This is a genomic window from Serratia sp. CY33802 (assembly GCF_052169095.1).
Lineage (GTDB): Bacteria > Pseudomonadota > Gammaproteobacteria > Enterobacterales > Enterobacteriaceae > Serratia > Serratia bockelmannii.
In genome coordinates this window covers 39,205-57,636 of the sequence record NZ_JBJNLL010000008.1, presented here as the reverse complement: position 1 = coordinate 57,636, position 18,432 = coordinate 39,205, and the positions used below count along the sequence as shown (strand labels likewise).

The following is an 18,432-nucleotide window of genomic DNA, read 5'->3' as shown; positions in this document are numbered from 1 at the left end:
ACGTATTGATTACAACGGGAGATCGCATGGCGCGAGCACTGTTAGTCGGCGCAACCGGGCTGGTGGGGCGCGAGTTGCTGCAGCGGTTGCAAAGCGATCCGCAGATAACGGCCATCGTGGCGCCGACGCGTGCGCCGCTGCCGCCGCACGGCAAGCTGACCAACCCGGTCGGCGATGCGCTGTTCGAGCTGCTGAGTAGCCTGCAGCAACCGGTCGATCTGGTGTTCTGCTGCCTGGGCACCACCCGCCAGGCGGCGGGCAGCGCCGATGCCTTCCGCTACGTCGATTACCAACTGGTGGTGGAGAGTGCGCTGACCGGCCGCCGGTTGGGGGCGCAGCACTGTCTGGTTGTGAGCGCGTTGGGCGCCAATGCGCATTCCACCTTCCTGTATAACCGCACCAAAGGCGAGATGGAGCAGGCGCTGCGCGAACAGCGCTGGCCGCGCCTGACGCTGGTGCGGCCCTCCATGCTGGTGGGGGATCGCCCTGCGCCGCGCCTGATGGAGCGCCTCACGCTGCCGTTGTTCAGGCTGCTGCCTGGCAAATGGCGCGCCGTCTCCGCCAAAGACGTGGCGCAAACGCTGATGCAGCAGGCGTTCACGCCGGGCGAAGGGGTCAGGGTGCTGGAGTCGGATCGGCTGCACTGCTACCGAGGCTCACGCTGAGGTGATCGAACGCCAGCTCCAGCCCGGCGGGCAGTTCATTGTCCAGCAGCCACCGATCGAGATGATGGCTGATGTGCGTCAGCAGCGTGCGTTTGGGCTGCAGCAACCGCTGCGTCTCCTGCGCGCGGGTCAGGTCATTGTGGTTACGCGGCGCCTGCGGCTGAGGCGGCAGGCTGCAATCGAGCACCAGCAGATCCAGCGCCACGTTCTGCAGATAGTCGGCGGTGGCTGGCGGCAGGCCGACGGTGTCGGTCAGGTAGGCCAGCGCAGCGCCCGCCGCCTGGATCAGATAGCCGTGGGTCAGTTTGGAGTGTTGCAGCGGCAGCGGGGTGATACGCATGCCGCCGAGCTCGACGGGAACAAAAGGCGCCAGCGGCGGCTGAAACGCCAGAATACCGGGGTGTTTGAACAGGTCGTCGCAGCCCTGTTCATCCGGCGGGCCATACACCGGAATGGAATTTCCGCACCCCCAACGCAAAGGAAATAACCCCTGAACGTGATCCATGTGGTAATGTGTCAGTAAAAAACGTTGAATTTGCCCCGCCGAAAATCGCCGCTCCAAAGCCGGCAATCCCGCATCCAATAAGGTCGTTTCTCCCTGATAGTTAAGCATGGCGCTGCACGCGCGCCGCCGAAATGCCGGCTCGCGCCGCGCCCGTTGGCAGCTCAGGCAGTCGCAGCCGAACACCGGCACCTGCTGCGCGCCGCCGGTGCCGAGAAAGGTCAGTTGCATCGCTTCCCTCTCCATTAAAGGTACTTCTGCGCAAAGCGGTGGATGTCGCGAAAATCCGCCAGCCGCGCCTGCAGCGTAGCGTGATCCCAGTGCCACCACTGGCTGCGTTCGATACGCTCGATCAGCGCATCGTCGAAGCGCATGCCGATCTTTTTGGCCGCCACGCCGGCGACGATGCTGTAAGGTTCCACGTCCTTGGTGACCACCGCCGCGCTGCCGATCACCGCGCCGTTGCCGACGCTGACGCCCGGCATCAGAATGGCGTTATGGCCGATCCACACGTCGTGGCCGACGGTGACGTGGTGCTCGCGCCGCCAGTCGAAGAACGCCGCGTCGTCTTCCCCCAGCCCGTATTCGGAAGCGCGGTAGGTGAAGTGATGCTGCGCGATGCGCTGGTAGGTCGGGTGGTTGCCGGGATTGATGCGCGCATAGGAGGCGATGGAAACGAACTTGCCGATGGTGGCGTAAAAGATCTGGTTGTGCCCGGCGGTGTAGGAGTAGTCCCCCATCTCCACCTCTTCCAGGATCGCATCGTCGGCCAGATGCACATACTGGCCGAGCCGGGTGCGGTTAAGGGTCACGTTGTCGCCGATTTTCGGCTGGGCAAAGTCGTTCATGGCGTCGCATCCTGAGCTTGTCGGGTGGCGGTTGGCAGCAGCGCCAACAGCGCCGCCAGGGTATCGTCGAGTGGGCCGTCGTTGTGCAGCACCCGGCAGCCAGCGGGCAGACTCTGCTGATATTCCGCCGCCCGTGCCAGCCGCTGCTCGATCTGTTCAGCGCTTTCCCGTCCGCGATCCTGCAGGCGCCGGCGCAGGATCGCGGCGTTGACCTGCAGGCATACCGGCAGCAGCTGCGCGCCGTAGCGCTGCTGCGCCTGCGGCAGGTGGGCGCGCGAACCGTTGACCGCCACGTCGATCCCCTGCAGCAGCCAAAGATCCACTTCGATCCCGAACGCGTAGCGCTGCTGGTGGGCCTGCCAGTCGAGCGCGAACAGCCCCTTGGCGCGGCGGCGCAGAAATTCGGGTTCGCTCAGCGCGATGTGATTCTCGCAGCCGGCGTCTGCCGGCCGGGTGATGTAGCGGTGCGCCACCAGCGGCGCGCGGTCGGCGTCGGCCCGCAGCGCGGCCAGCAGGCTGTCCTTGCCTGCACCGGAAGGCCCCATCAGATAGATGAGCCGCGCCATCAGAACACCTGCCTGCCCTGGCGCCACACGTTCTGCACGTAAACGTGCTCGCCGTGCGGCCGCGCCAGCACCAGATCCGCCCGCAATCCTTCTGCGATGGCGCCGCGATCCTGCAGATCCAGCGCCCGCGCCGGGTTGCGGGTGATCATGCGCACCGCCTGGGGCAGATCGTAGGCGTTGCGCTCGTCCGCCGCGAGGCGAAACGCCGCGTCCAGCAGGCTGGCCGGGTAATAATCGGAAGAGAGAATATCCAGCACCCCCAGCGCCGCCAGGTGGTGCGCCGCCACGTTGCCGGAGTGCGAACCGCCGCGCACGATGTTCGGCGCGCCCATCAGCACCTGCAGGCCCTGCTGGTGCGAAGCGCGGGCGGCCGCCTCGGTGGTGGGGAACTCGGCAATGGCGCTGCCCAGCGCGTAGGATTCGGCCACGTGCGCGGCGGTGGCGTCGTCATGGCTGGCCAGCGAGATGCGGCGCGCGCGGCAGTGGGCGGCGATCGCCTCGCGGTTCGGCGAGGCCCAGCGGGCGGACAGGGCGACCTGCTGCTCCTCGTACTCGCTCATCTGCTGGTCGTTGAGGTGGTATTTGCCCTGATAATATTCGCGGTACTTTTCGCGCGAGGCGAACTGGCGCTGGCCCGGCGAATGGTCCATCAGCGACACCAGCGACACGCCCGGCTTGTCCATCAGCTGTTCGAACAGCGGCAGGGTGCTCTCGTGCGGCAGCTCGCAGCGCAGATGCAGCCGGTGCTCGGCGCGGTTCACCCCGGCGCGCTGGCTGTGGATCACCGCGTCGATCATCTTTTGCAGGTTTTCCAGCCGGTGGCCGCCGTCGCGCACGTCGCCGATCGCCACCGCGTCCAGCACCGTGGTGATGCCGTTGGCCACCATCAGCGCATCGTGGCTGCTCATCGCCGAATGGGCCGGCCAGTCGACGTTCGGGCGCGGGGTGAAGAACTTGTCCAGGTTGTCGGTGTGCAGCTCGATCAGCCCCGGTAGCAGCCAGCCGCCGTCGCCGTCCAGCGCCTGCGGCAGCCGGCTCGGGCCGTCGGCGAAGCTGCGGATCACGCCGTCCTGCATCTCCAGCGAGCCTTGCACCACCTGGTCATCCAGCACCAGCTTAACGTTATTGACGATCATCAGAGGGCCTCCAGCGCCTGTGGCGCCTGCATATCATAAAGCCGGTCGGCGACCTGTTGGCGGACGCCTTCATCATGAAAAATGCCGACGATCGCCGCGCCGCGCGCCTTGGCGCGTTCGATAAGCTGCACCACCGCCGCGCTGTTGCGGCTGTCGAGCGAGGCGGTCGGTTCATCCAGCAACAGAATGGGGTAATCGACGATAAAGCCGCGCGCGATGTTCACCCGCTGCTGCTCGCCGCCGGAGAAGGTGGACGGCGCCAGCGGCCACAGGCGCGGCGGCACGTTGAGCGCAGCGAGCAGCGCTTCGGCGCGGTCGCGGCACTCGGCGCGCTCGACGCCCTGTTCCAGCAGCGGCTGCATCACCACCTCCAGCGCGCTGATGCGTGGGATCACCCGCAGGAACTGGCTGACCCAGCCCAGCGTATGGCGGCGCACCGCCAGAATTTGGCGCGCATCGGCGCTGACCATGTCCAGCCAGTCGCCCTGGTGGTGGATCCAGATATGGCCACTGTCCGGCAGGTAGTTGGCGTACAGCGAACGCAGCAGGGTGGATTTGCCGCTGCCGGAGTGGCCGTGCAGCACCACGCATTCGCCGCCGTGGACCGTCAGGTTGGCGTCGTGCAGCACCGGCAGGCGGGTGCCGTACTGCTGATGCAGCACAAAGGTTTTACTGAGATGTTCAACTCGGATTTGCATAGTCATCTGTTATCGCCTTGGGTTACGACAGCACCGAAGAAACCAGCAGCTGGGTGTAAGGATGGTGCGGATCGTCCAGTACTCGGTCGGTCAGGCCGCTCTCCACCACTTCGCCCTGTTTCATCACCAGCAGACGGTGGGCCAGCAGCCGCGCCACGCCGAGATCGTGGGTGACGATCACCGCCGCCAGCTGCATCTCCACCACCAGGTTGCGCAGCAGATCGAGCAGACGCGCCTGCACCGACACGTCCAGCCCGCCGGTCGGCTCATCCATAAACACCAGCTTGGGGTGGGTGACCAGGTTGCGGGCGATCTGCAGCCGCTGCTGCATGCCGCCGGAGAAGGTGGTCGGCAGATCGTCGAGGCGCGACAGCGGGATTTCGACGTCTTCCAGCCACTGGCCGGCCTGGCGGCGAATGTCGCCATAGTGGCGCTGGCCGATGGCCATCAGCCGCTCGCCGATGTTGCCGCCGGCGGAGACCTGCGGCCGCAGCCCGTCGAGCGGGTGCTGGTGCACCACGCCCCAGTCGGTGCGCAGCAGGCGGCGGCGATCGCTCTCCGCCATGGCGTACAGATCCTGTTCCTGGCCCGCCTGCGGGCGGTAAAGGATCTGCCCGTGCTGCGGCGCCAGCCGCGCCGAGATCGATTTCAGCAGCGTGGTTTTGCCGGAGCCGGATTCGCCGACGATGCCCAGCACTTCACCGGGGTAGATGTTGAACGACACGTCGCTGAAGCCCTTGCCGGGGGCGTACAGGTGGGTGAGCCGGTTCACCGACAGCAGCGGGGTGGTGCTCAAAGGGGTGGAAGTCATCAGTGCTGCGCCTCTTGCGAAGATTGCTCCAGCTGCTGCCGGCAGTAGTCGGTGTCCGAACAGACGAACATGCGGTTGCCCCGATCGTCGAGCACCACCTCGTCCAGATAGCTGTGGCGCGAGCCGCACAGCGCGCAGGGTTCGTCCCACTGCTGCACGCTGAACGGATGGTCGTCGAAGTCCAGGCTCTCCACCTTGGTGAACGGCGGCAGGGCGTAGATGCGTTTCTCGCGCCCGGCGCCGAACAGCTGTAGCGCCGGCATCATGTGCATTTTCGGGTTGTCGAATTTCGGGATCGGCGACGGATCCATCACGTAGCGATCGTTGACCTTCACCGGGTAGGCGTAGGTGGTGGCGATATGGCCGTAGCGCGCGATGTCTTCGTACAGCTTCACCTGCATCACGCCGTACTCCTCCAGCGCGTGCATCTTGCGGGTCTCGGTTTCGCGCGGTTCGATAAAGCGCAGCGGCTCCGGGATCGGCACCTGATAAATCAGGATCTGGTCTTCGCGCAGCGCCGTTTCCGGAATGCGGTGACGGGTTTGGATCAGCGTAGCCTCCGGCGTGCGTTCGGTGGTTTCCACCCCGGCGACGCGCTGGAAGAAGCGGCGGATCGACACCGCGTTGGTGGTGTCGTCGGCGCCCTGGTCGATCACCTTCAGCACGTCGGCGCGGCCGATAACGCTGGCGGTGAGCTGAATGCCGCCGGTGCCCCAGCCGTAGGGCATCGGCATCTCGCGGCCGCCGAACGGCACCTGGTAGCCGGGGATCGCCACCGCCTTGAGGATGGCGCGGCGGATCATGCGCTTGGTCTGTTCGTCCAGATAACCGAGGTTATAGCCGGTCAATACTTCACTCATCGCGGGCCTCCTGACGCTCGCTGTATTCCTGCCGCAGCCGCTTGAGCAGCTCCAGTTCGGCCTGGAAGTCGACGTAGTGCGGCAGCTTGAGATGGGAGACGAAGCCGGCGGCCTCGACGTTGTCGGCGTGGGCCAGCACGAACTCTTCGTCCTGCGCCGGGCCGGCGACGCCTTCGCCGTAGTCGGGGCTTTGCAATGCGCGATCCACCAACGCCATTGCCATCGCCTTGCGTTCGGCGCGGCCGAACACCAGCCCGTAGCCGCGGGTGAAGTGCGGCGGATGGTCCTTTGGATCGACGAAGCCGTTGACCATTTCGCACTCGGTCAGCAGGATTTCGCCGATATCGATGGCGAAACCGAGCTCTTCAGGCACGATCTCCACCGAAACGTGGCCGGTGCGGATCTCGCCGGCGAACGGGTGGTTGCGGCCGTAGCCGCGCTGGGTGGCGTAGCCGAGCGCCAGCAGAAAACCTTCATCGCCGCGCACCAGCTGCTGCAGGCGCGCCGAGCGCGAGCAGGGGTAGACCGGCGGGTTGCGGGTGATGTCGTCCGGCGCGCTGCCGTCGTCCTGTTCCTCCCGCGCCAGCTGCTGGCGACACAATAGATCGAACACGTGGCTGCAGTTGTCCGGCAGCGGTTCGTCGGCCTGCAGCGCGCGCGGCGCCTCGCCTTCCGCCAGCAGCGCGAAATCCAGCAGCCGGTGGGTGTAGTCGTAGGTCGGCCCCAGCACCTGGCCGCCGGGCAAGTCCTTGTAAACCGCCGAGATGCGCCGCTCCAGCCGCATATTTTCGCTGGCCAGCGGCTCGCTGACCGCCAGGCGCGGCAGGGTGGTGCGGTAGGCGCGCAGCAGGAAGATTGCCTCCACCAGATCGCCGCTGGCCTGTTTGATGGCCAGCGCCGCCAGCTCGCGATCGTAGATGCCGCCTTCGGTCATCACCCGATCCACCGCCAGCCCCAGCTGTTGTTCGATTTGTTCCGCGCCGATCGCCGGCAGCGCCTCGTCGCCGCGCCGCAGCTGTTCCTGCAGCTGATGGGCGGCCTCAATGGCTTTTTCGCCCCCTTTTACCGCTACGTACATCAGCACACCTCCACGCGGGTGGTCCGCGGGATCGCCAGCAGGCGATCGCCACAGGTCAGCAAGACATCCAGCCCCAGCGGGAAGCGCTGCGGGCGGTTGACCAGATAATCCAGCAGCGCCGGCGGCAGGCGCGGCGCAATCAGGCGTTGGCTCTCTATGCCGGGGCCGGTCAGGCGCAGCGCGGCGCCGTTCTCCAGCTCAGCAAGCTGCACCACCACCGTGGCGCCGCATTCCGGCGAGATTTCAGTGCCGTGCGGTAAGGCCTGCAGATCGGCGGCCTGCAGTTGTTCATCGAACAGGGCAAAACAGACCTCCTGCGCCGTGGCGGCCAGCGGCGCGCCGCTGTGAAAACGAATGTTTGTTAGCACTTGCTCACTTTTAAGCGCAGCACACAGCAGCAGCGGCGTTTCCTGATCGGCCAGCGTCAGCAGCGCGGCGGTGCTGGCGGCGTTCAGCGGCGCCCAGGCCGGGCCGTTCGGCAGCGTCACCCGATGGCCCGGTTCGCTCAAGGCTTTAAGAATCAAACGGAAAGCGTGCTGCGATTGGTCTATCGGTTGTTCAAAACCGGTCAATAAACTCATGGTTTAATCCCCTCGCACCAGCGTAAAGAAGTCCACCCGGCTTGCGGCGATCGCCCGGGCGCGCAGCTGGCGCTGCTCGTGCTGCAGCGCGGCCAGCGGCGCGATCAGCTGTTGTTGCAGGCGTTCGCCGTGTTCCGGCTGTTGCAGCAGCGCATCGGCCAGCGCGCACAGCTCGGCGTGCGCCTTGTCGCGCCCGGCGATATAGCTGTAGCCGTAGCCGCCGTTGTCCAGCTGCACCACCGCGCGGGTGACCGTCATGTCCCCCAACACGAAGCGGCGGCCGGTGGCGCCCATGCGCCCCTGCAGCTGGGCCAGGCCGATCTCCGGCGCGCGGATGCTGCGGTAACCCGGGCTGAGGTTCAGCGCCTGCCAGTGGCTGCGCAGCTGCTCGGGCCGGCTGTGCGCCAGCACCGACATCCAGCGTTGTCTCGACTCTAAGGCTTGCATTCAGTGCTCCATCGTCAGTTCAATCATGTCGGCGCGGGCCAGGCTGACGGAGTATTCCGCCACGTCTTCGCCGCCGCTGCGGACGTTAAGGGTGCGCACGCACAGCAGCGGCGCGTGGGTGGCGATCTCCAGCAGCCGGCTCTCTTTGGCCTGCGCGCGGCGCGCGCTGATGCGCGTCTGGCGGCGGGTCAGCGGCTGCCGGAGGTGCTGTTCGATAAACTGGTGCAGCGAACCGCTGTGGAACTGCTGCAGCGCCGGCCACCAGTCCAGATCGGGCAGATAGTGGTCGATCACGCTCATCGGCACGCCGTTGACCCGGCGCAGGGTGCGCAGGTGGATCACCATTTCGCCTTCTTCACGCGAGAGTGCGCTGGCGACATGCCCATTGCACGGGCGCAAGACAGCGAGTAAGCGCTCACTGGTGGGATGGCTGCCCTGTTCGAACAGGTTCTGGCTGAAGCGGGTATTGGCGTGCAGCGGGTAGTCGTAAGGCCGCATCAGCACCAGAATGCCAACGCCGTGGCGGCGCTGCAGCCAGCCGCGCTCCACCAGCTGATCCACCGCGCGGCGCAGGGTGTGGCGATTGACCTGATAACGCTCGGCCAGCTGCTGTTCCGAAGGCAGGTAGTCGCCGCAGCGGTATTGCGTGCGCAGCTCCTGTTCCAGCTGCGCGGCGATCTGCTGATAGCGGGTGGGGTAAGTGGTCGGATGTCTAGATAACTCCATCATAATAAAAACCTCGTCATACCGATGGCTGTGCGATGAAGGCGGAGCGGTGCGTTTCATCGTGCGTCTACCCTGTGGTTTTCACGTTGGCATCATGGTGCCGGGCGCAGATGACAATCGCGTTACGCGTCGGTGGCGAACAGATGAACTATTTAGGACAGCCCGGGCGTGCACGGGCGGCGACGGCGCGCTATGCTGGCGCCTCTGTTGACTGACTCTGGCCGCTACCATGCCGCAACCTCTGAACGCCCCTGAACCCGCCCCACGCGCCTGGCCGCTGTGGAAACCGATCCTGTTTCTGCTGGTGGTGGCCGTCGGCCTCTACTACGTCAAATGGCAGCCTTACTACGGCAAGGCGTTCGTGGCGGCGGACAGCCACTCGATCGGCAAATCGATCCTGGCTGACGGCGCCGCGAGCCCCTGGCTGGCGGCCTGGCAGTACGCGCTGGTCTACTTCACCGCGGTGTGGAAGGCGGCGCTGCTCGGCGTGCTGTTAGGCTCGCTGGTGCAGGTGCTGATCCCGCGCGACTGGCTGGCGCGTACGCTCGGCCACCGGCGTTTTTCCGGCACCGTGCTGGGGGCGCTGCTCGCACTGCCGGGCATGATGTGCACCTGCTGCGCCGCGCCGGTTGCCGCCGGCATGCGCCGCCAGTCGGTATCCAGCGGCGCCGCGCTGGCCTTTTGGCTCGCCAACCCGGTATTGAATCCGGCGACGCTGGTGTTTATGGGATTTGTGCTCGGTTGGCCATTCGCCGCCATCCGTCTGGTGGCGGGCGTGGTGATGGTGCTGGGCATCGCCTGGCTGGTGCAGCGCGTAACCGCCCAGGACCCGCAGCCCGCCGCGCCGCAGCCGCCGGTGATGACGGCGCAGAGCGACGAACGGCCGTTTCTCGCCCGCTGGGGCAAAGCGCTGTGGGCGCTGTTTTGGTCGACCATCCCGATCTACGTACTGGCGGTGCTGGCGTTGGGCGCGGCGCGGGTCTGGCTGTTCCCGCACGCCGACGGCGCCGTCGACAATAGCCTGCTGTGGATCATCGGCCTGGCGATCGTCGGCTGCCTGTTCGTTATCCCCACCGCGGCGGAGATCCCGATCGTGCAGACCATGATGCTGGCGGGCATGGGTGCCGGCCCGGCGCTGGCGCTGCTGATGACCCTGCCGGCGGTCAGCCTGCCTTCGCTGCTGATGCTCAACAAAGCCTTCTCCGCCCGGGCGCTGTGCCTGACGGCGGCGCTGGTGGTGCTGTGCGGCGTACTGACCGGCGTGGTGGGGATGGGGTTGGTGTAACTTACCGCTGCTGCTGAGTGGTTCGGTGCTGTCTCAAGGAGGAGATGGAAATGGAACAGCGGAATAAACCTGAAATGGACGTAGAGGCAATGTTGCTGGAGCAGGCGCTGCGTGAAAGGGTGGATGCCACCCTTGAACGCTTAAGAAACGGCACCGCGATTTATCTCAGCCATTCGGAGGCAGAAAAACGAATGGCTTTATTCAAAGCGAAGATCCGGGAGCGTTATCGAGGATGATGTTGAGCGGCGCTAGTTCACAGTTGGACCAACAGTGTTTAGGGGTACTGTTGGTCAGCTTTGAGCGAGGAGCGGAAGTTCGCACATGGTTGTAATACTAACGTTGTCACGTTGGGATCCAGGGGAAGTGGGTCAATTGGTCTACTATCAACTTATCCTAAATTTCACTTTTACAGTTTAATTGCACAATTTGCTCCTTAGACCCCGCGTCAAATTTCGATTTCTGGTGGTTCTTCACCGAATATTTCAATCCATTCTGACTGCCAAGTACTGCTCAGTGAAAACTTCCTGAACTTAGGATGTAAATCCGTCCTAATCAACAACCATTTCTGTTTGATTAGAGAGTTAGAACGCAGCGCGCGTGAAACATTATTTGTATACTTTTTATTGTCATCATTTACTATGTAATCGTTAATTGTTTCTGTAATCTCTGTACCAATGCTGGTCTCAAAACCAAGATAGGAACGTATCACTAGGGCGACAAAGATGAGAGGGATATACTCACTTCCGCAGGACATGACATTTTCAAGAGATAATGGCTTGAATGAAGGTGGGATGTCTATCTCTTCACCGGATATACTGTTTTTTTCAATTCCATCACCGAAATCGAAGGATAAATTACCGTGATCACTTTTCTCACGGTTAGCGGTAAACTCGTCGTTGTTACCTATGTTACGACTGAACGAAGCCACCAGTCGGCTTATACTTTTTTCGGTTAAGAGTACGTCTGTTTGAGTTCTCAATAATGATAAAGTCAGTTTTTCTCTTAAATACTCTGATGACAAATATTTTGATATTATAACTGGTATCTGACTTTCTTCGACTAGATCAATGATTTCATGATTGGTGTTAATACTCTTATCATTATAAATCGCATTAATCAGTCTGGTGAGTTCTTGTTTTGCTTCGTTATAGGGCTTTTTTTCATGGAAAGGCAAATAAAGAGATGTTAACGACAGGTAAATTGATGTATGACAGATGTCGAGTATCAAACAAGTGCCTAAAGGCGATATACGAAATGTATGGACTGAGCTAACAGTGTACTCTATGTTGAAGTCACTGTCAGAGGGTAGTTCAATACATTCAATAATTCTTTCTTTAACCGAACTCTCAATTGCTTTGCTAATCCAGTCTTTTTTATACCCGTAAAGTGATGCAAATCGGATTATCCTTTCAAGGCTAATTCCTTTTGCAATTTCGCCGGGGGAAACAGCATCATTCAGAAAATAGAGTATTCTTAACTTCAGGAAATAACATTGGTTTACGTTTTGATAGGGCAGGTAAACATTCGGTATATATGCTTTTTCCGTGTGATCGGGATGGTAGGTGAGTGTGGAGATAACATCCCTTTTACGCCATGCTGACTCGTTTCCCAATTGGTAGTGTACGTGTTTAATCAATTGATAAAAGTTTCTGATATTATGCCAAGACACGGAAGATAATATTTCTAGAATTGGCATGCTCTCATTTGATAATTGAAGATTTTTCCTCAGCACATCAGCGTAGAAATTCATTTTATCTAAGAAATCTTGAAGCTGATATTTTTTTCTCCAGTCTCTAATCCTAAAGTCTTCGTTCAGACACTCTTTAATATACTTTATCCTGGTCGAAATTAGTTTGTTAAAGTCCGGTGATTTGAGATGAATGATTTTGTCTTCTGGCCTAACGTCCAGAAAGCCTTTATCTTTATTCTTAAAGAAGGTGAACTCCCTGAGTGTGATAATGACTGTTGCACCCGATGCTTGGGTTATTAAATGAGATAAAGCATAAATTTCCTCTTGGAAAGACTCTGAAGCCCGGTCGACATTATCAATCACAATAATAACGGATTTATTTTCCTTGACACGCTTTTGGAATATTTTTAATACTAGATTCTGCCGGTTGGCGCTTTCCCTCTCCAGTAGTTCAGCTTCTTTGACCATAAGCATTTCTGAGTTTTTGGCAAATATATCTTTGTAGGGGCCGTTTTTTAACACTTTAATTTCATGAGCAAACGTGATGCGTAGTTCATCTAATGTAAACTCGCTTTCATACTCGTTTTTTATCTTGTCATGTAGATAATTGAATACGATATTTTTCACATCAATGCTATGTTTTGATACGTCATTTATCAAATCTATGATGAGCGGGGTGGCATATATGTTCTTTTGCTGTCTTGCTTCTACTAAACATTTAGTTACCAGAGTGGTCTTTCCACATCCAACGGCACCAGTAATGATGATAACTTTACCAGTATGATGCTCCAGGATGAATTCTTTACCTTCAGAAGGTGAGAGGTCTAACGCATCATTAGGAAGAAAACTGGGTTTTGAATCTTTTAACGCTCTTTTTATTTCCCCTTTAAACTGATCCAACTTAGAGTCACTGACAAAGCAGTGCTCTAGCATTTTTCGCTGATTGTTTTCTGTTATCTGGGAAAAAAAGTTTTCATAAAAATCATCAATCCATTGATTGTCTTTGTTGCTATCCCAAATGAAATCATGGACATGATCTTTTAGCATGTAACACACTTCTGACGGTACATGGTTCAGTTCTGAGAGATAGCTGTCCAGATTATTCTTTTCTGTGCTATCCCTAGAGATGAGGTTATACATGAGATCAAATGAAAACTCATCTCCAAAGATATTCCCAAAATAAACGCCTTTCATTGAGTCAGTTGTTTTACCTGCTTTTGGCAGCATTGGGCAAACAAACCACTCTGCACCATTTGTGATCAATGCATATTGAACCGCTTTTTCGACACAGTATCTTTGTGCCTGATCGATCACCTCAGAGATTTTTTTATTGAATGCTTTTTTAAGATAGGCGACAGAGTATTCGTTTAAGGTTAGGGTGTTTTTGGGGAGTCCGAAGGTCACGCCGATTTTTTTTGCTTCAACCACAAGGCGAGGTGTTCTGTCCGTACTCAGTATATAATCGGCATACCCCGCTGTTCTGCAATACGCTTCCGGCGTAAATTCTTCTTTATTCCAACCCAGTATATTTAGGATCTCATCTATCACCAGTAAGCGGCTTTCAGCTTCATTTGCTTCAAAAAGAGTATCTTTTCGAGCAATATACCGTTCCTGAACTTCCTTGAATTTTTCGAAAGCCTTTTCTCTGCTCATACTTAGCCCCAATAAGAGTATTGAAAATTTTTTGATCCGTGACACTTGTCTCAATGCTCATGCTTCTCTGTTTAATTTATAACCTGTTATCGCATCTTTCTGAGACAACTGAAATAGGGATGACATCATTTTTTATGAGTAATCCTGCTTTCATGGAAAATTACAGCTGACATACTTTCCTTTGGTTAGTACAGACCATTTTAGAAACTTCCGCTACTGGCACAAAGCAACCTATCAGATCAGGTTTAGCTCTGTACCGTAGCCATACCCGGTTGAACTGGGACCAATACATGTTGCGACACGTACCACCAGCTCATCGCAACCTATGCACCAACTGGTTGCTGCTGCCACGCCAAATCAGCGCTGGGTCTTTCAAATCCTGCACGAACTTGCCGTCGATCAGCACGTTGATCCTGTCCACCACCTGCATTTGCTGTGCGTCCAGCTCCGCCAGCCGGTAGCCGGTCCACAGCCAGATATCCTTACCGGGGGATTCGGCGCGCACCCGTTTCACCAACTGCAAGATGCTCGGCACGTTGGCCGGGTGCAGCGGATCGCCGCCGGAGAGCGACAGCCCCTGGCGCGGCACGCGCGTATCGTTCAGATCGGTGATGATGCGGTCTTCCAACGCCGGGGTAAACGGCTGGCCGGAGTTGAGCCGCCAGGTGCTTTTGTTGTAGCAGCCGGGGCACTGGTGCACGCAGCCGGAGACAAACAGCGTGCAGCGGGTGCCGGGGCCGTTGACCACGTCGATCGGGTAGTACTGGTGATAATTCATGTGAGGCCTGCCCATCAGGCTATTTTACTGGCCATTTTGCCTCCGGGCAGTGCTCCCAATCCTCACGTACTGCGTGTACGCTGCGGTTGGTGTGCGCTGGCCGAAGGCAAACTGGCTGTGACAATCACGCCTGATGAACAGGCTTCTGCCTAGGCTGCACGGCGCTTTTCAGCCGAGCTGCCCGTTGCCGAGGTGTTTCACCCGGCGTTTCACCTCTTCCTGCTTGCCGGCGTTGAACGGCCGGGCATCGGGGCTGCCGAGATAGCCGCACACCCGGCGGGTGACCGAGACCTTGGCCGAGTCGTGGTTGCCGCATTTCGGGCAGGTGAAGCCTTTGCTGGTGCAGGAGAATTCACCGGTGAAGCCGCATTCGTAGCACTCGTCGATCGGCGTGTTGGTGCCGTAGTAAGGCACCCGGGTGTAGCTGTAGTCCCACACGTCTTCCAGCGCCTTCAGGTTGTGCTGCAGGTTCGGGTATTCGCCGTAGCAGATGAAGCCGCCGCTGGCCAACGGCGGGTAGGGCGCTTCGAAGTCCAGCTTGTCGTACGGATTGACCTTCTTCTCCACGTCGAGGTGGAAGCTGTTGGTGTAATAGCCCTTGTCGGTGACGCCCGGCACCACGCCGAAATCGGCGGTGTCCAGCCGGCAGAAGCGATCGCACAGGTTCTCGCTCGGCGTGCTGTAGAGGCTGAAGCCGTAGCCGGTCTCGTCTTTCCAGGCGTCGACGGCGGCGCGCAGCCGCGCGACGATCGCCACCGCTTTGGCGCGCAGCGCCTCGTCGTCATACACGTGGTTTTTGCCGCCGAACAGCGCATTGATGGTCTCGTGCAGGCCGATGTAGCCCAGCGAAATCGAGGCGCGGCCATTCTTGAATATATCCGCGATATTGTCGTCGGCCTTGAGCCGCACGCCGCAGGCGCCTTCCATGTACAAGATTGGCGCCACCCGCGCCTTGATGCCTTCCAGCCGGGCGATGCGCGTCATCAGCGCCTTTTTCGCCAGCTGCAGGCGCTGATCCAACAGCGCCCAGAAGCGCGACTCGTCGCCCATCGCTTCCAGCGCGATACGCGGCAGGTTGAGGCTGATGACGCCGATGTTGTTGCGGCCGTCATGTACCAGTTCGCCGTCCTGCTCGTAGGTGCCGAGGAAGCTGCGGCAGCCCATCGGCGTTTTGAACGAGCCGGTGACCTTCACCACCTGATCGTAGTTGAGGATGTCCGGGTACATGCGCTTGCTGGCGCACTCCAGCGCCAGCTGCTTGATGTCGTAGTTCGGATCGCCGTACTGGTGGTTGAGGCCGTCGCGGATGGCGAACACCAGTTTGGGGAACACGGCGGTCTTGCGGTTTTTACCCAGCCCGGCAATGCGGTTTTTCAGGATCGAGCGCTGGATCAGGCGCGACTCCCAACTGGTGCCAAGGCCGAAGCCGAAGGTGACGAACGGCGTCTGGCCGTTGGCGGTGTGCAGGGTGTTGACCTCGTACTCCAGCGACTGGAAGGCGTCGTAACACTCTTTCTCGGTGCGCGCCATGGCATAGCCTTTGGCATCCGGGATCTGCCATTCTTCCGCCACCTGCAGGTGTTTGCGGAAGCTCTCGTCGACGAACGGCGCCAGAATTTCATCGATGCGGTTGATGGTGGTGCCACCATAAATATGGCTGGCGACTTGGGCGATGATCTGCGCGGTCACGGCGGTGGCGGTGGAGATCGACTTCGGCGGCTCAATCTCGGCGTTGCCCATCTTGAAGCCGTTGGTCAGCATGCCTTTCAGATCGATCAGCATGCAGTTGAACATCGGGAAGAACGGCGAGTAGTCGAGATCGTGGTAGTGAATTTCGCCGCGTTCATGGGCCAGCACCACGTCGCGCGGCAGGATGTGCTGCTTGGCGTAGTGTTTGGCGACGATGCCCGCCAGCAGGTCGCGCTGGGTGGGGATCACCTTGCTGTCCTTGTTGGCGTTTTCGTTCAGCAGCGCGCGGTTGCTCTGCTCGACCAGGCCGCGAATTTCCTGATTCAGGCGGCCGCGCAGCTCGCGCGCCACGTCGCGATCGTGGCGGTATTCGATATAGGCGCGCGCCAGCTGTTTGTATTCGCCGGCCATCAGCTGGTTTTCCACCGCCTGCTGGATCTCGTGGATATCGACGCGCGGCTGCTGCTCCATGCGCTGAGCGACCACGCGGGCGACGGTGGCGCAGTAGTCGGCGTCGACCACGCCCACCGCCAGCGCGGCGCGCTCGATGGCCTGCGCGATGCGCGCTTCGTCAAAAGGTACCTGGCAACCGTCCCGCTTAATCACTACTGGTTTCACGTTGTACTCCTTGTTCCCCGAGGGAGCGTTCATACCCGCCTGGCGTGGCGAGCAACCGTCAAATTTCGCTTATCCACAGGGCAAAGCCGCAGCGCGTAAGGGCTGTGGCGGCGTGTGGATGATTTTGTGGATAACTACTATATATAGGTGTTCGCAATTCTTAATGCACTATATATAGATATTGGCGCGATTCTTTTGATGTAGAACAAGGAAAACGGAAGAGCGTGTGCAAGCTGAACAGACGTCAATCGCCGGTTGGCCGATCGCGAAAATGTTCCAGCAGAAAATCGACCCAGACGCGCACCCGCGGCGGCAGATCCGCCGAAGCGTAATAGAGCCACAGCTGCACCGGGCGCGGCCAGCATTCCGCCAGCACCGGCCGCAGCGTGCCCTGCACGAAGTGTTTCTCGACGTACCAGTGCGCCAGGTTGACGATGCCGAGCCCGGCCAGCGCCGCATCCAGCAACATCTCCGGGCGGCTGACCACCAGCCGGCCGTTCAGATCCAGCGCCAGCGTTTCGCCCTGATGGCGCAGCTGCCATTTGACGTGGCGGCCGTTGGCCGGGTTGCGGTGCAGCAGGCAGTCGTGCCGCAGCAGATCGTGCGGCGTTTGCGGTTCACCGCGCCGCGCCAGATAGTCCGGCGATGCCGCCAGCACCATGTGCATCGGGTAGAGCGGGCGGGCCACCAGCCGGCTGTCGGGATCGACCCGGCTGCCGATGCCGACGTCGAAACCTTCGCCCACCAGATTCACCACCCGGGCATCCAGCGACAAATCGAGATCGATCTGCGGGTAGCGTGCCAGAAATTGCGGGATCAACGGCATCAGCATCTGGCGGCCGAAGCCGGGGATCATCGTGACGCGCACCACGCCGGCAGGCGCCTGCCGTTCGCCGCCGGCGCTTTCCAGCGTCGCCGCCAACGCCTGCCACAGCGGCGCTACCTGTGCCAGCAGCGCTTTGCCCTCGTCGGTCAGCAACACGTTGTGGGTGTTGCGCTGAAACAGCCGCAGCGCCAGCTTCTCTTCCAGCGCGCGGATGTTTTTGCTGACCGCCGCCGGCGTCACGCCCAGCTGGCGGGCGGCGGCGGAGAAATTTTGCGCCTGCGCGGCGGCGAGGAAGGCCGGCAACAGGCGATGCACGTCAAAGGGCAGCGACATAGTGGTTGATACTTTCGGTTGAAATTGAAGTGACCTCTAACAGCCTACACCCGAAGCGGCGGAAATGGAAAAATGCCCTCATCTTCTTATGACCGAGGAATCGTTATGCCACGCATTTTAGTGTTAACCGCCCACCGCACCCCCGACGAGTCGCGCATCAACAAAGCGCTGATCGAGGCCGTACGCACGCTGCCTAACGTGACCGTACATGAGCTGATCCGCGCGTACCCGGATTACCGCATCGACGTGGCGCGTGAACAGGAGTTGCTGCAGAGCCACGATGCGGTAGTGATGCTGTTCCCGTTTTACTGGTACAGCTCGCCGGCGATCCTCAGCGAATGGCAGGATGCGGTATTAACCTACGGTTTCGCCTACGGCAGCGAGGGCACTAAACTGCACGGCAAGCCGTTGCAGCTGGTGGTGAGCACCGGCGGTAACGCGCAGGCTTATACGGCGGAAGGGTACAACCGTTATCCGGTGCAGGATCTGCTGCTGCCGTTCCACGCCATGGCCAACCTGACCGGCATGGATTACCTGCCGCCGCATTTGGTGCAGGGCGTATTCGACATGAGCGACGAACGCCTGGCGCAAGAGGCCGCCGGCGTGGTGGCGCTGCTGGGGAAATGGTAGGGCGCAGCGCTC

Annotated in this window: 19 protein-coding genes; 4 read left to right on the top strand and 15 right to left on the bottom strand. The window is 59.9% G+C overall.

Translation table 11 applies throughout. The features are described from left to right. Positions 1 to 26: 26 nt before the first annotated feature. Positions 27 to 665 (top strand): NAD(P)H-binding protein, encoded by a 639-nt coding sequence (locus tag ACJ8HA_RS20140; RefSeq protein ID WP_442515471.1) that lies wholly within the window; start codon positions 27 to 29, stop codon positions 663 to 665. Here ACJ8HA_RS20140 and phnP read toward each other — a convergent pair. The 11 genes from phnP to phnF are packed head-to-tail and all read right to left on the bottom strand — an operon-like array spanning position 616 to position 8,921. Beyond that, positions 616 to 1,398 (bottom strand): phosphonate metabolism protein PhnP, encoded by a 783-nt coding sequence (gene phnP / locus ACJ8HA_RS20135; protein WP_167324761.1) that lies wholly within the window; start codon positions 1,396 to 1,398, stop codon positions 616 to 618. The two genes, ACJ8HA_RS20140 and phnP, sit on opposite strands and share 50 nt — an antisense overlap. A gap of 14 nt (positions 1,399 to 1,412) precedes the next feature. Further along, positions 1,413 to 2,015 carry a DapH/DapD/GlmU-related protein gene (locus tag ACJ8HA_RS20130; protein WP_049294737.1) on the bottom strand — a complete coding sequence of 201 codons (603 nt, stop codon included), beginning with the start codon at positions 2,013 to 2,015 and terminating at the stop codon, positions 1,413 to 1,415. Further along, entirely contained in the window at positions 2,012 to 2,581 is a 570-nt protein-coding gene (gene phnN / locus ACJ8HA_RS20125; protein WP_016929305.1) for a ribose 1,5-bisphosphokinase, read from the bottom strand. The genes ACJ8HA_RS20130 and phnN overlap by 4 nt, the downstream gene beginning before the upstream one ends. After that, positions 2,581 to 3,717 carry an alpha-D-ribose 1-methylphosphonate 5-triphosphate diphosphatase gene (gene phnM, locus ACJ8HA_RS20120; RefSeq protein WP_197813002.1) on the bottom strand — a complete coding sequence of 379 codons (1,137 nt, stop codon included), beginning with the start codon at positions 3,715 to 3,717 and terminating at the stop codon, positions 2,581 to 2,583. The genes phnN and phnM overlap by 1 nt, the downstream gene beginning before the upstream one ends. After that, positions 3,717 to 4,421: a phosphonate C-P lyase system protein PhnL gene (phnL, locus tag ACJ8HA_RS20115; protein ID WP_049208804.1), complete on the bottom strand. Its 705-nt coding sequence runs from the start codon at positions 4,419 to 4,421 to the stop codon at positions 3,717 to 3,719. The genes phnM and phnL overlap by 1 nt, the downstream gene beginning before the upstream one ends. A 16-nt stretch (positions 4,422 to 4,437) precedes the next feature. After that, entirely contained in the window at positions 4,438 to 5,226 is a 789-nt protein-coding gene (gene phnK / locus ACJ8HA_RS20110; RefSeq protein WP_197813001.1) for a phosphonate C-P lyase system protein PhnK, read from the bottom strand. Then, positions 5,226 to 6,086, bottom strand: a complete 861-nt coding sequence (locus ACJ8HA_RS20105; protein ID WP_197813000.1) for an alpha-D-ribose 1-methylphosphonate 5-phosphate C-P-lyase PhnJ — start codon at positions 6,084 to 6,086, stop codon at positions 5,226 to 5,228. The genes phnK and ACJ8HA_RS20105 overlap by 1 nt, the downstream gene beginning before the upstream one ends. Next, positions 6,079 to 7,164 carry a carbon-phosphorus lyase complex subunit PhnI gene (locus ACJ8HA_RS20100; protein WP_442515470.1) on the bottom strand — a complete coding sequence of 362 codons (1,086 nt, stop codon included), beginning with the start codon at positions 7,162 to 7,164 and terminating at the stop codon, positions 6,079 to 6,081. The genes ACJ8HA_RS20105 and ACJ8HA_RS20100 overlap by 8 nt, the downstream gene beginning before the upstream one ends. Beyond that, positions 7,164 to 7,745 carry a phosphonate C-P lyase system protein PhnH gene (gene phnH / locus ACJ8HA_RS20095; RefSeq protein WP_049208806.1) on the bottom strand — a complete coding sequence of 194 codons (582 nt, stop codon included), beginning with the start codon at positions 7,743 to 7,745 and terminating at the stop codon, positions 7,164 to 7,166. The genes ACJ8HA_RS20100 and phnH overlap by 1 nt, the downstream gene beginning before the upstream one ends. Positions 7,746 to 7,748: 3 nt before the next feature. Next, positions 7,749 to 8,192 carry a phosphonate C-P lyase system protein PhnG gene (phnG, locus tag ACJ8HA_RS20090; RefSeq protein ID WP_019453314.1) on the bottom strand — a complete coding sequence of 148 codons (444 nt, stop codon included), beginning with the start codon at positions 8,190 to 8,192 and terminating at the stop codon, positions 7,749 to 7,751. Next, positions 8,193 to 8,921 carry a phosphonate metabolism transcriptional regulator PhnF gene (phnF, locus tag ACJ8HA_RS20085; protein ID WP_049186943.1) on the bottom strand — a complete coding sequence of 243 codons (729 nt, stop codon included), beginning with the start codon at positions 8,919 to 8,921 and terminating at the stop codon, positions 8,193 to 8,195. Positions 8,922 to 9,147: 226 nt separating this feature from the next. On the opposite strand from phnF, the gene ACJ8HA_RS20080 reads away from it, so the two are divergent. After that, positions 9,148 to 10,203: a permease gene (locus tag ACJ8HA_RS20080; RefSeq protein WP_442515469.1), complete on the top strand. Its 1,056-nt coding sequence runs from the start codon at positions 9,148 to 9,150 to the stop codon at positions 10,201 to 10,203. A 44-nt stretch (positions 10,204 to 10,247) separates the two neighbouring features. Further along, positions 10,248 to 10,439: a hypothetical protein gene (locus ACJ8HA_RS20075; protein WP_421117579.1), complete on the top strand. Its 192-nt coding sequence runs from the start codon at positions 10,248 to 10,250 to the stop codon at positions 10,437 to 10,439. 209 nt (positions 10,440 to 10,648) lie between these two features. On the opposite strand, the gene ACJ8HA_RS20070 is transcribed toward ACJ8HA_RS20075, so the two are convergent. From ACJ8HA_RS20070 to ACJ8HA_RS20055, 4 genes are all read right to left on the bottom strand, one after another. Next, positions 10,649 to 13,546, bottom strand: coding sequence for an AAA family ATPase (locus ACJ8HA_RS20070; protein ID WP_197812998.1), 2,898 nt, complete (start codon positions 13,544 to 13,546; stop codon positions 10,649 to 10,651). Between the two features lie 313 nt (positions 13,547 to 13,859). Beyond that, positions 13,860 to 14,324, bottom strand: coding sequence for an anaerobic ribonucleoside-triphosphate reductase-activating protein (gene nrdG / locus ACJ8HA_RS20065; RefSeq protein WP_197812997.1), 465 nt, complete (start codon positions 14,322 to 14,324; stop codon positions 13,860 to 13,862). Between the two features lie 168 nt (positions 14,325 to 14,492). Then, a complete protein-coding gene (nrdD, locus tag ACJ8HA_RS20060; RefSeq protein ID WP_049294746.1) occupies positions 14,493 to 16,631 on the bottom strand; it encodes an anaerobic ribonucleoside-triphosphate reductase in 2,139 nt (712 codons plus the stop codon). A gap of 244 nt (positions 16,632 to 16,875) precedes the next feature. Further along, the gene (locus ACJ8HA_RS20055; RefSeq protein WP_049294747.1) at positions 16,876 to 17,790 is read right to left on the bottom strand and encodes a LysR family transcriptional regulator; all 915 of its coding nucleotides are present in this window, start codon (positions 17,788 to 17,790) and stop codon (positions 16,876 to 16,878) included. A 105-nt stretch (positions 17,791 to 17,895) separates the two neighbouring features. Between ACJ8HA_RS20055 and ACJ8HA_RS20050 the strand changes: the two genes are divergently transcribed. After that, a complete protein-coding gene (locus ACJ8HA_RS20050) occupies positions 17,896 to 18,420 on the top strand; it encodes an NAD(P)H-dependent oxidoreductase (RefSeq protein ID WP_089181587.1) in 525 nt (174 codons plus the stop codon). Positions 18,421 to 18,432: the final 12 nt, after the last annotated feature.